At 57.2% G+C, this 12,227-nt stretch carries 10 protein-coding genes and 1 tRNA gene; 4 read left to right on the top strand and 7 right to left on the bottom strand.

The annotated features are described in order from the left end of the window. Window positions 1-59 precede the first annotated feature (59 nt). Window positions 60-1,106 (bottom strand): porin, encoded by a 1,047-nt coding sequence (locus AVI_RS05620; RefSeq protein WP_015915444.1) that lies wholly within the window; start codon window positions 1,104-1,106, stop codon window positions 60-62. A 775-nt stretch (window positions 1,107-1,881) separates the two neighbouring features. Here AVI_RS05620 and AVI_RS05625 point away from each other — a divergent pair. After that, window positions 1,882-1,971, top strand: a tRNA-Ser gene (locus tag AVI_RS05625). 73 nt (window positions 1,972-2,044) lie between these two features. Here AVI_RS05625 and AVI_RS05630 read toward each other — a convergent pair. Further along, window positions 2,045-2,932, bottom strand: a complete 888-nt coding sequence (locus AVI_RS05630) for an alpha/beta fold hydrolase (protein WP_015915445.1) — start codon at window positions 2,930-2,932, stop codon at window positions 2,045-2,047. Window positions 2,933-2,974: 42 nt separating this feature from the next. Beyond that, window positions 2,975-5,068, bottom strand: a complete 2,094-nt coding sequence (locus AVI_RS05635; RefSeq protein WP_041697759.1) for a lytic transglycosylase domain-containing protein — start codon at window positions 5,066-5,068, stop codon at window positions 2,975-2,977. Between the two features lie 223 nt (window positions 5,069-5,291). Between AVI_RS05635 and dapA the strand changes: the two genes are divergently transcribed. Then, complete coding sequence (dapA, locus tag AVI_RS05640) at window positions 5,292-6,176, top strand: 4-hydroxy-tetrahydrodipicolinate synthase (RefSeq protein WP_015915447.1); 885 nt, start codon at window positions 5,292-5,294, stop codon at window positions 6,174-6,176. Window positions 6,177-6,328: 152 nt separating this feature from the next. Next, window positions 6,329-6,805, top strand: coding sequence for an SsrA-binding protein SmpB (gene smpB / locus AVI_RS05645; protein WP_015915448.1), 477 nt, complete (start codon window positions 6,329-6,331; stop codon window positions 6,803-6,805). A 162-nt stretch (window positions 6,806-6,967) separates the two neighbouring features. Here the strand turns inward: smpB and AVI_RS05650 are convergent, their stop codons facing one another. The 4 genes from AVI_RS05650 to AVI_RS05665 all read right to left on the bottom strand — a co-directional run bounded on the left by AVI_RS05650 (window position 6,968) and on the right by AVI_RS05665 (window position 11,408). After that, window positions 6,968-7,246: a hypothetical protein gene (locus AVI_RS05650; RefSeq protein ID WP_041696383.1), complete on the bottom strand. Its 279-nt coding sequence runs from the start codon at window positions 7,244-7,246 to the stop codon at window positions 6,968-6,970. A 232-nt stretch (window positions 7,247-7,478) separates the two neighbouring features. After that, the gene (locus tag AVI_RS05655; RefSeq protein ID WP_015915449.1) at window positions 7,479-8,552 is read right to left on the bottom strand and encodes a bifunctional transcriptional activator/DNA repair enzyme AdaA; all 1,074 of its coding nucleotides are present in this window, start codon (window positions 8,550-8,552) and stop codon (window positions 7,479-7,481) included. Between the two features lie 110 nt (window positions 8,553-8,662). Continuing rightward, entirely contained in the window at window positions 8,663-10,177 is a 1,515-nt protein-coding gene (locus AVI_RS05660; RefSeq protein WP_015915450.1) for a methyl-accepting chemotaxis protein, read from the bottom strand. A gap of 652 nt (window positions 10,178-10,829) precedes the next feature. Continuing rightward, window positions 10,830-11,408 (bottom strand): LabA-like NYN domain-containing protein, encoded by a 579-nt coding sequence (locus AVI_RS05665; protein ID WP_015915451.1) that lies wholly within the window; start codon window positions 11,406-11,408, stop codon window positions 10,830-10,832. A 311-nt stretch (window positions 11,409-11,719) separates the two neighbouring features. On the opposite strand from AVI_RS05665, the gene rpoZ reads away from it, so the two are divergent. Then, window positions 11,720-12,118, top strand: a complete 399-nt coding sequence (gene rpoZ, locus AVI_RS05670; protein WP_015915452.1) for a DNA-directed RNA polymerase subunit omega — start codon at window positions 11,720-11,722, stop codon at window positions 12,116-12,118. The last annotated feature ends 109 nt before the right edge of the window (window positions 12,119-12,227 follow it).

Genomic DNA, 12,227 nt, shown 5'->3' on the forward strand with positions numbered 1-12,227 from the left:
ACTGACTAGGCCCCGAATTCCAACGGGGCCTAGTCTTAGTCTTATCTCCTAAGAGATAATTAGAACGAACGCTGCAAGCGAACGAAGCCAGACCATACGTCGTCGCTGTTGCTCCAGGCATGATCCTGGTACTGAGCGGAAACCTTGGTTGTCAAGCCTTCAGCCAGCTTATAGTCCAGCGTCAAGCCACCCTTCCAGATGTCACGGCCGGTGTAATCGCCGCTGCCGTCAACCTGGGTGTTAGCGAAGTACTGAACGCCAGGAGTCAGGGTCAGCTTGTCGGTGATCTTTGCTGCGTATTCGGCAGCAACAGTCCACTCAGCCTTGTCGTAGTAAGCGGAAACGCCGGTCGAGTACAGGCCAGCGACGCCGAGGACGCCAGGACCGAGGTTTGCGGTTGCGAGCAGACGAACAGCGCCGTCGTTAGCAACTGCGTCCCAGCCACCCAGCAGGGTTGCTGTTACTGGACCGAAAGAACCGCCAACCTGGCCTTCAATGCCAACGCGCTTGTTCTGGCCGTAAGCATCAGCCTGGCTGAGGTCACGCGAACGGCTGTAGTAGCCGGTCAGTTCGTCGACAGCGATGCCAGCGAAGAAGGTGTCGGACTTGTAGTTGTAAGCGATCGAGTTCAGACGGTTCGAGCCGAGGTCGTCGGTTTCGCCGGAGAGACCCGTATCGAAGTAGTTGTAGAATTCACCGATCTGGAAGCCAGCAACAGTGATGAAGGCTTCGTCCAGCTCGAGGCTGCCGCCGTTTTCATCAGCCCAGGTGCGGACAGTGATGGTGGAACCGATCGTGCCGATTTCAGAGTCGTTCTTGGCGTCGAAAGTGACGAGGCCACGAGTACGAGCGTTCCAGTCGCGGTTACCCGACCAGGACGAGTCGCCGTCGTTGCTGTTGCCCTGAACTTCGAAACGGACATAGCCCTTAACGCGAAGGCAGGTTTCGGTGCCGGGGATGTAGAAGTAGCCAGTGCCGAAGGCGTCGCAAACGCGGACGTATTCAGCTGGTTCCGGAGCAGCAGCAACGATAGCGTCTGCTGCCTGGGCGCCGGATACTGCTGCGAGAGCCGCAGCGGAGCCGAGAAGAAGGCTCTTGATGTTCATAATGACCTCCAGTCAAGTTTCATTAGGGTCTGGGCTTGTTTGGCTGAAGGACAGCATTTCCTGCCCCCATTCCCGTTAACGTATGAAACGGACGATCCACCGCCTCGCTTCTGGATTTGAAAATACAAAACGCTGCCGCGCTTGCAATCGACAAACGGCAAACGGGGCGGTTTCGCCATAGCCTTCCCCGTTTGATGTTGCTGAAAGGACACAAAGCTATGGCTGAACCGGGGCATTTGTTTACTCTTTGTTAAGAAACGCTTTGAAAAACAAAGGCTAACGCCAACCGCCTGAAAACTGGCTTGAATTCCGACCTCATCCGAAATGCGGCAAATTCGGGCGATTCGATGCCTACGGGTGCTATTTCAAGCCGATCTGCAGCAGAGTCGCTTCAAGGTGAGGCGATGTTTTCAACAGCCTCTCCGGCAGGCAGTGTAGCAAAATCGGACTGAGGACAGCCAGAATCGGTAGCGATTCTATTTTAGAGCCTAGCGATTCTCTCAACCAATCGCGGTGTCGCTCTTTACCTGACGAGGTTCGCGCATGAGTCCACTTCTTACAGGGAGAGTATGCCCGTCTTCTTATAAGGGCAATTAAAGGCGATCAAAACGAGACAGAGCAGCGTGGCCGCACGAGACGAGCATGCCGGAATTGTCCAGGCAGGCACAGTGGTGCGCGGTTTGCTTTGTTTGTCATGAGGAAATGGCGCCTTTATCGTGGAAGTTGGCGAAAAGCGCTTGCAATCGAATCTACGACGACATAATCAGACCGCACCGGAGAGGTGGCCGAGTGGTCGAAGGCGCTCCCCTGCTAAGGGAGTATACCAGAGATGGTATCGTGGGTTCGAATCCCATCCTCTCCGCCATCAAACAAACTTCCATTCAGTCATGTCATAACAATCGCAACGGCGCGCTGTTGTCGTTGAACGCGTGATCGTTTTACCTGCCGCTCAGGAACCGCTCGATCTCGTCTGCAAGCGGCATGAGGTGCAGCAAGGGCGCGTGGCCCTGGCCCTTGGCGATGACCAGGCTGGCCGATGGATGGCGAGCGATCATTGATTCGCTTGCCTGCTTCGATAGCAGTTGCGAATGCTCACCGCGAATGATCAGCAGGGGGAAGGGGGCCAGCGCCTCGTATTGCACCCATAGATCCGGGATGGGCTTGCTGAAATCGATGCTGGAGATTTGCGCGGCAATCGCGGGATCGTAGTCGGCGACGGGAATGCCGTTTTCGTCCCGGTAGAGTGCTTGCGCCATGTCTTCCCAGTCCTGCTGTTCCAGCACCGGAAACGTCAAGCCATGCACGGATTTGAGATAGGCGGGGCAATCGGCCCAGGTCCTTGGTCCGCCACCACTGCCCAAGTAATCACGGATGGCGATCAGGCCCTCTTTTTCGAGAACCGGTCCCACATCGTTGAGAATCACGCGGCGAGTACGGCTTGAATGCATGACGGCCAGGAAGTGCAGCAGAAGCCCGCCTCTGGATGTGCCGATAAAATCCGCCTGAGCGATGGCCAGCTCATCCAGCGCTGCGACCACATCGGCCATTTCCGTCAAAAGATTGTAGTTCTTCGGGTCCGGATCTCGCCCAGAGCCGCCACGGCCGCGCGAATCGATGCAGATCACCCGTCTTCCGCCCGCAGCAAGCCGTTGCGCCAGGGGCGTGAAATCACGGTGATTGCGGGTCAGGCCGGGCAGGCAGACGACCGGGGGCAGGGAGGCCAGATGAGTATCGCTGCTGGCTTGGTAATCGCGCACGAACAGTTGGATACCGTCGGCGGCTGTAACCGTCCGGTCTTGAAAGGTCCCATTCTCCAGGTGTTGCATGCCGTGAACTCCTGTTGTCGTCACCTTATCCACTATCAGCCGTCAGCGGCCATAGCGAAGATCGTGCTCGATATCTGCGGTCTGCCCCAGCCGGGTCTTGTAGATCTGGTAGTTTTCCATGACGCGCTGCACATAGCCGCGCGTTTCTGGGAAGGGGATGCGCTCGATCCAGTCGACCACGTCATCAATTGGCATGCCACGGGGATCGCCATAGCGGTTGATCCATTCCGGCACCCGCTTCGGTCCGGCATTATAGGCAATGAACGTCAATATATAGGAGCCGCCGAAAGCATCGATCTGCTCGCCCAGATAATGGGCGCCGAGCGTGGCGTTATAAGCGGCGTCCTGGGTCAACCGGTCCGGTGAAAATGCCATGTCATGACGCTTGGCGACGGCCTTTGCCGTGGCGGGCATCAGTTGCAGCAGGCCCTTGGCATTGGCGGCGGACACGGCTGCCGGGTTGAATGCGCTTTCCTGGCGCGCAATGGCATAGGCCAGGGCCTTGCCGGAGCCGGCGATATTGGCGGAAGCCGGAATGACGCCGATGGGAAAGGCCAGGGCAGGCACGTTTATGCCGCGGCCATAGGCGGTCTTGCCCACTTGCAACGACAATTGGTGATTGCCGGCGCGTTCGGCTTTAGAGGCGAGAAGCGCCAGTTCTCCAGGGCTTTGCAATTGTTCGGCCAAGGCCCGGTAAAGGCTTGCGCCGCGCCATTCGTGACCGGCGGCCTTGTAGCGATCGATAGCGATAATGGCTTCCCGGTTGGCGAAGCGACGGCGGTCTTCCTCCGTTGGTGTCGGATAGCGAATGTCGAGCCGTGTCTGCTTCAGGCGGGCGCCTGCCAATTGTCCATAGAATGTGCCGGGATAATCGGCTGCCCGGACGAAATCCTGCCTCGCTGCGGTCGGATTGCCCTGCGCTTCATCGGCACGCCCCAGCCAATAATAGGCGCGCGAGGCCGACAAAGGCCGGTTCGACGCCTCGACAATCCGGCGAAAATGCTGGGCTGCGGTCTTTGGATCATTGAGGCCGCGCAGGGCATACCAGCCCGCATGAAACTCGGCATCGACGATATCGACCGGGTCGGTGGCGGTATAGCCAGCGGCAACCTGATAGGCCAGCCGGTATTTGCCGTCATCGGCAAGGCCGCGCGCCACGATGCGCCGTTCTTTCCACCATTCGCCTGGATCGACCAATCGCGACGCATCTCTGGGAACAAGTGCCAAAAGCTTTGCCGCGTCCTGGTAATTGTCCTGGCGGCGCTGATACTCGATCTTGACGAAAAGCAATGCGGAGTCATTGCCAAAACGCGCGCTGGCGGCCTGGATCAATGCCACGGCCTTGGGCGAACGGCTGTTGACCGCCATCCATGCGGCATAAAGAGACTGAGCATCGCCAAGCGACGCGAATCGCTTGGCCTGGGCGGTGCGGCCGCGATACATCAGATAATCCATCCGCAGCTTGTGATCGGCGCGGGTCAACAAACCGCCGAATTCGCTCAGGATGCGGTCTTCGGTGGCGATCTCCAGCGGCTGGCTGCGCCACAGGTCTTTCAGGATGAAAACGGCGCGGCTGCGATTGCCGCTTGCCACCAGGGCTCGGGTCAGGATGATCGCGCCTTCTGCCGTTTCCGGTTTGGTCTCTCCGAAGGCTGCCAATACATCCGGGGCTGGTGGGTTTTCGCGCAACAGCGCTTTTTCCGAATTGGCGCGGAACGCGGAAAGCCCCGGCCATCCTTTCAGCTCACGTTGGGCATTGGCAATTTCCGAGGAAGGAATACCGGCAAGGCCCGACATGGCAATCGACCATGTCAGCATATGCCGGTCCAGCCCTTGAGGCATGGCATCGCGAATCGACAGCGCCAGCGCTCCGTTGCGGTCCGACAGCGCGTCGAGGCCGGATTTCAGTGGCGACCGTTCTACCGGCATGGGCGCGACAACCGGTATAGAGCCGGTAATGTCGCCAGAAACAGAGGATGCGGAAGAGGCCGAAGAGGCCGAAAGCGCTGCCGGGCGGTTGGCGGGTGCTGGTACATCCCCGCCACCCAGGATCGGCTGGGACCATGACACACCGGCAGGGGCCAGCGCCGTCACACCTATGGACAGGGCAAGCTTGAGCAAAATGGTCCGTTTCATCGGCAAACTCGTCCGGAAAATGCGCATAGCTCCCATTAACTCTGACCCCGATTAATGAATGCTTAATGAAATGGCGTCAATGCGACGAAAATTCCGCATTGAAAAACTGTCATAAAACCGGCCGAACCGTGCTTGTACCGGTGCGGGCCTAGCAGTAATGTGCCCCCGTTTGATTGCACATTTACGGCTGACCAGGGATTGGCGGCTGTTGGGAGTTCTATGCATGTTCCAGGGTTCCATGCCCGCGCTTGTCACGCCGTTCACCGAAACCGGGGCGATTGACGAGAAAGCCTTTGCCGCTCATGTCGAATGGCAGATCGCCGAAGGCAGTTCCGGCCTGGTGCCGGTCGGCACCACAGGCGAATCGCCAACCCTGACCCATGCCGAGCACAAACGGGTGGTGGAGCTGTGCATCGAAGTGGCCGCCAAGCGGGTTCCGGTGATTGCCGGCGCTGGCTCCAATAATACGATGGAAGCCATCGATCTCGCCCAGCATGCTGAAAAGGCCGGGGCGGATGCCGTGCTTGTCGTGACGCCCTATTATAACAAGCCGACTCAAAAGGGGCTGATCGCACATTTCTCGGCGATTGCGCAGGCGGTCTCCCTGCCGATCATCATCTACAATATTCCGCCGCGCTCGGTGATCGACATGAGCCCGGAAACCATGGGCAAGCTGGCCCAGGCCCATAAAACCATTGTCGGCGTCAAGGACGCCACCGGCAAGCTGGAGCGGGTTTCCGAACAGCGGATCACCTGCGGGCGCGATTTCATCCAGCTGTCCGGCGAGGATGCGACCGCGCTGGGTTTCAACGCCCATGGTGGGGTTGGCTGCATTTCGGTGACGGCCAATGTCGCGCCGCGCCTGTGCGCCGAGTTCCAGGCAGCGACGCTGGCCGGGGATTTCGCCAAGGCGCTTGATTACCAGGACCGGCTGATGCCGCTGCATAAGGCAATTTTCCTGGAGCCAGGTCTTTGCGGGGCGAAATATGCCCTGTCTCAGCTCGGCCGGATGGGCCGGACCGCCCGGCTGCCGCTGCTGTCGACACTGGAAGCCTCTACCGAAGCCGCAATCGACGCGGCCCTTCAGCATGCGGGACTTATGAACTGAGATCATCAATTGAGGGCTGGGCCGGAGTACACATTGGCTCCGGCTTCTTCCATTACGGGTACTGCTGTATTACATAAGGCCTGACAGTCCGGAGCAGTAACCCGCCGGCGGTAAGAAAAAGCAAAAAGCATAGGTCGGATTGGACAGAGTTCATGGCACCCAGAGGCAGCCAGCGCACCGTAAACAAGATCGTCGCGGAAAACCGCAAGGCGCGGTTTAACTATGAGATCATCGATACCTACGAGGCTGGCATCATGCTGACCGGCACGGAGGTCAAGTCTCTGCGTGAAGGCAAGGCCAATATTGCCGAATCCTATGCTTCGGACGAGGGTGAGGAAATCTGGCTGATCAATTCGCATCTGCCGGAATATCTTCAGGCCAACCGTTTCAACCATGAACCGCGCCGTCGCCGCAAATTGCTGCTCAACAAGCGCGAGATCAACCGGCTGCGCGTTGCCATCAATCGCGAAGGCATGACGCTGGTGCCGTTGAAAATCTATTTCAACGAAAAAGGCCGCGCCAAGCTGGAACTGGCCTTGGCCAAGGGCAAGAAATTGCATGACAAGCGCGAGACCGAGAAGGAACGCGACTGGAACCGGCAGAAAAGCCGGTTGCTGAAGACGGGCTGAGATGCGTGTAAGTTGTCAAAGCGCCGCATAGAGTTTGCCAGGGAAAAGTGGAACCCGATTTTCCCGAAAAGACAAACGAAAACAAGAGCATCGAGAGTCTGTCTGGTTCAATTTGAACCTGACAGACTCTCGTACGGCGTTTTGGCAGGCATGGCATAAGTTTTACCGCCCGTGCATCCCGATCAGGAAGGCATAGGCCGCCAGCCGGGCGTGCCGCTCCTGTTCCTGCCGGGACGAGATGTCCCTTTCGTCGAGGCCGATATCGCGCAATTGATGCGCATTCAACTCACTTATGTGGTTGCTCGGCTTTCCATTGCCCCGGCGTAAGGCACGGCGCGCCAGTCCCGAAGCGATCCAGCGATAGGCCATCGCAAAGCGACGGGTGAAACCGCCTCTGGGGGCCAGGACAACACTGTTTTTCGTCGGTTCTGTCGTGCGCATGATCTTTTCCTTTCAAGCAGGCACGAGGACAGGAGCCTACGTCTCGACGACGCAGACAAGCGATGGGTGAGGGGTGAAAAGGTGGCAGGCCGAGAACCTTGTTATCCATCATGGAAATAGGGAGGTTTTCCCTTTTCCTGGAAATACTCTGGCTGCCAGTGGACGCGCGAAAAATGACCGAGATGCGTCAAATCGTCCAGCGAATGTTTTGAATGACAACGATCAGCAACGCTTATGGGTTGTGTTTTATGCGCCGTTCGTGATTGAGCAACCACTGTTTGCGCCACAGCCCTCCGCCATAGCCGGTGAGGCTGCCATCCGCGCCAATGACGCGGTGGCATGGTATGACGATAGCGATCTGGTTTGCTCCATTTGCCCGCGCCACAGCCCGCACGGCGCTTGGACGACCAAGGGATGTCGCCAGCTTTGAATAGCTACAGGTCTCCCCCACCGGAATGTGCCGCAGCGCTTGCCACACATCGCGCTCGAATGGCGTTCCATGTCCGGCAAGCCGGGTTTGGAATCCCCGGCTTTCGAATCCACTGGGATCGCCGCTGAAATAGCGTGCCAGTTCTGCCGCAATCTGTTCAGTCACGGCGGTTCGCCCAATTGTTACTCCGCAGCCTTGACGTTCCTTCAGACGGTTCAGTTCCGTGGGCAGGGCGGGCCGGTCGGCAAATTCGAGCAGATGCAGCGCATGATCGTCAGCGATCGCCAGCATCGGCCCGATCGGTGTGTCGATCCAGTCAGCCTTGAGCAGGTTGAGGTCCTTCATCCTTGCCGGAGCATTGCCGAGCAATTGGGTGATGGCGGCACGAAAGCCGCTGCCAGATTCATATCCAGCCTCCATCCGCGCTTCGATCACAGTCTCGCCAGCGGCGAGGACTTCGGTGCCAAGACTGATCCGGCGCAATCGCGCCATTTCGATAAAGCTGATCCCAAACCGACGCTTGAACGCGCGCCGGACCGTGGATGGATCATGACCGAGTGCAACGACGTCGGCTTCTTGCCAGCGACGACCGGGATCGGCGTCCAGAAGATCTAGCAGGGTTTTCACCAGTGGATCGGCGTGGCCATAGGCAAGAAGCGGGCGGCAGCGCTTGCAAGGGCGAAAGCCGCCTTCAAGGCAGGCGGCGATGGTCTCTGTGAACCGGCAATTTTCCGGTTTGGGTTTGCGCGCCGTACAGGTGAAACGGCAGAAAATCCGTGTCGAGGTGACGCAGACATAGGCGAAGCCGTCATAGGACGCATCTTTGGCGACCAGTGCGGCGTAGAGGGTATCGTCGGAAGGTTGTTTGAACAGCATGAGCAGGTTTTACGTCATTCCACCGGACTCCGCCGCCGAAAAACGGGCATGGATATGCCCGTTTTCAAAAATGTTCTGGCTGAATAACTCGGTTCATTTTTATCCGTTCATCAGGCCGCGTAGCGCTGGTGATAGGCCCCGGACCGCGGCGTATGCGCCTTCGTCCCTTGCGTCTGGAAACGGGCCAGCAGTGATGCCAGATGGTCGGATACGCCTTGCAGCGTATGGGTTGAGGCGTTGGTTTCCTCCACCATCGAGGCATTCTGCTGGGTCAACTGATCCATGCTCGAGATAGCAGCATTGATTTCATTCATGCCGGATGCCTGTTCCTGGGCGGCCTGGGCTATGGCGGCAATATGTCCGTCCACTTCACGAACCTGATCGCTGATGGTGCGCAAGACGTCGCCGGTCTGGTTGACCAGGGCCACGCCATTGGCGACGTCTTTCGACGAGCGGTCGATCAGCGTCTTGATTTCCTTGGCGGCATTGGCGGAGCGCTGTGCCAGTTCACGCACTTCCTGGGCCACGACTGCGAAACCCTTGCCTGCCTCGCCCGCCCGCGCGGCTTCCACCCCGGCATTCAGCGCCAGCAGGTTGGTCTGGAAGGAAATTTCGTCGATGACGCTGATAATCGAGGAAATCTTCGTCGAGCTGTCCTCGATAGCGCTCATGGCCGCGACCGCATTGCCGATGATCTCGCCGGATTTGCCGGCGGCCTCTGCGGCATGGCTGGCCACCGTCTGGGCTTCCCGGCTGCGCTGCGCCGATTGCTTGGCAATCACGCTGATTTCCTCCAGCGCCGCAGCCGTCTCTTCAAGGGCGGCGGCCTGCTGTTCGGTGCGCTTTGCCATGTCGTCGGTTGCCCGGGTCAGTTCCCGGGTATTGGCATTGACCTGGCCTGCCTCGTGGCTGATTTCGTCGAAAGCGCCCGCCAGGGTGGCGACGGCCTTGTTGAAATTGCCGCGCAAGGCCTCGTATTGTGGCGCAAGCGGCGTGGTGATCTGTGCTGTCAAATTGCCGTTGCTGAGCGCTGCCAATGCATTGTCCAGGGCGCTCAGAGCCTGTTGCTGTTCTTCTTCGATTCTGGCGCGCTCCGCGGCAATTTTGCTGCGCTCCTCGCTCAATGCTTCACCATAGGTGGAAATGGCGAAATCCATATCCAGCATCGTGGCGCGGATCAGCGCGGAGATCTTCGGAATGGCGCCTTTCAATCGGCTGCCGAACAGGGTTCCGCGCATCTCTGCTTCCAGCACGCCGGTGACCAGGCCTGAGAGAATCAGGCCATAGCCGTCGATATACCAGCGCGGGTCAAGGCCCAGCTTTGCATGGGTGCGGCCAATCGTGGTTGCCGAGGCAACATAAGCGCCATCCAGATGGCCGGAAAGCAGATGGCTCCAATGCTTGATCTGTTTCTGTTTGGCATGTTCGATATGGCTGTCGCTGGAAAAGAACTTCGCCGCTTCCGGATGCTGTTTGGCGGTTTGATAGAATACGTCCAGCGTCGGACCGATGGAATGGGCAATGATCGGCTGCAAGCCGGCGACGACCTGCAGATCGCTTGCCGTCAGCTTGAGGAAAGCCATTCGCTTGTGAAGTTCGCCATTGTCATCGGTTGCATTAGTCATGAAACACCCTGGTCCACTTATCCTGTTTTAAAAATGCACGATCATCAGCCATTCAACACGGAGATCGGCACTGCGCTTTGCCATAACGCGAGGTCTTCGCTACATCCCATTTTATCCATGGTGTTGAAGACAGGATGCAAGAGGTGGCACCTCGAGCCTTCTGTCGCTATCCGAGGAAAAATACTCAGCCTAGAGACGCGCTATGGTTGTGTTGTCGGTCATCATTCTTCCGGGTGTGGATCTGTTGGGATCTCACCTCGCATGGAAATGTTAACGCCCAGAAATTTAACAATAGGATAATAAGGCGGTCGCCAGGGTCTATCCGCAGGAGCGGGTAAACCAAGATATTATCGCAAAAACCCTTAAAATACGCAGAGCTTACGTTGCCGAATATCCAATAGATACAGTCGTGTCGCGATCCGCTATGCGTGTGTCGCGTCTTATTTGAGCCGGAATATTTTTATCAAGAAAGCAAACGGCAGGGCGGTTGCGTGGCAACCATCAGTTCATGTCCCTGAATAATGCAGGAAAAGACAGGTGACCGACCGTGGTTGAGGGGACCCTGGCTGACCCAGGGTCGTCTCATTGTGCAACAAATAAAAGCGCTACAGCGAAGCTGAGTGCGCCATATTTGGCACGGCGCTATCGGCGATCAGATCTGCGGCTCTGCTAGCATGGGTTCGACCTGGCGCATCGGCCGTTCGCTTGGATCGCGACCGATTTCAGCCTTCAACGATACGAGATCGATGAAATGATCTGCCTGGCGGCGAAGGTCGTCGGCAATCATCGGCGGCTGGGTCGACATAGTCGAAACCACGGAAACCTTGCGGCCCTTGCGCTGAAGGGCTTCGACCAGCGTGGTAAAATCGCCGTCGCCGGAGAAGATCACCAGATGATCCACAGTTTCGGACTGTTCCATCGCATCAATGGCCAGTTCGATATCCATGTTGCCCTTGACCTTGCGGCGGCCCATGGAATCGGTGAATTCCTTGGCCGGCTTGGTAATGACCTTGTAGCCGTTATAGTCCAGCCAATCGATCAGCGGACGGATCGACGAATATTCCTGGTCTTCGATCAACGCGGTGTAATAGTAAGCGCGCAGCAGATAGCCACGCTTCTGAAATGCTTTGAGCAGCTTGCGGTAATCGATATCGAAACCAAGGCTTTTGGAAGCCGCATATAAATTTGCGCCATCTATGAAAAGCGCTATTTTTTCTCTCGGATCAAACATCCTTCAACATCCTTTGTTATATACATTAGCGCGGCATCATGTATGGCCAGCCTCGGGTTCCAACCCGACTCAATGTATTATGATTTAATCATATATGAATTATGTATCCAGCGATAGAGCATATTCCAACCGCCTGTTGATTGAATCTTTATGAGTTTCCAATTTTTTTTACAATTTCTAGGTTGAGTCTGGCTGAAACGACGCTCAGGAAAAACTTGAACTCCGGCGATAATACATGTATCCGGTCTGTCAATCCCTCAGGAATAAATATTAAAAGCCCCAGGACTAAATAGTAAAAAGAAGGACAGACCATGGCACGCGTCACCGTGGAAGATTGCATCGACAAGGTCGATAACCGTTTCGAACTGGTTCTGCTGGCAAGCCATCGCGCCCGTCAGATCTCCCAGGGCGCTCAGATCACCATCGACCGCGACAATGACAAGAATCCTGTCGTTGCCCTGCGCGAAATTGCTGACGAGACCCTGTCGCCTGATGATCTGAAAGAAGATCTGATCCATTCTCTGCAAAAGCATGTCGAAGTGGACGAGCCGGAACAAGATGCTGCCTCCATTGCCGAAGGCCAGCTGACCAGCGGCTCGCAAGACGAGGACGAAATGCCGGAAACCGTAGCCTTCGACCAGATGTCGGAAGAAGAGCTGCTGGCCGGCATCGAGGGCCTTGTCCCGCCGGAAAAGAGCGACGATTACTGATTGCCGAAGTCTCAAGATCGGCGTACCGGTCTTGAGGTGGTCCGATCTTTCAAACTCTCTGTGCGTCAATCGGAAGGTTGGCGCGCTTTTTCTTTTGAGAGTGCGTCTT

The sequence above is a fragment of the Allorhizobium ampelinum S4 genome (assembly GCF_000016285.1).
GTDB lineage: Bacteria > Pseudomonadota > Alphaproteobacteria > Rhizobiales > Rhizobiaceae > Allorhizobium > Allorhizobium ampelinum.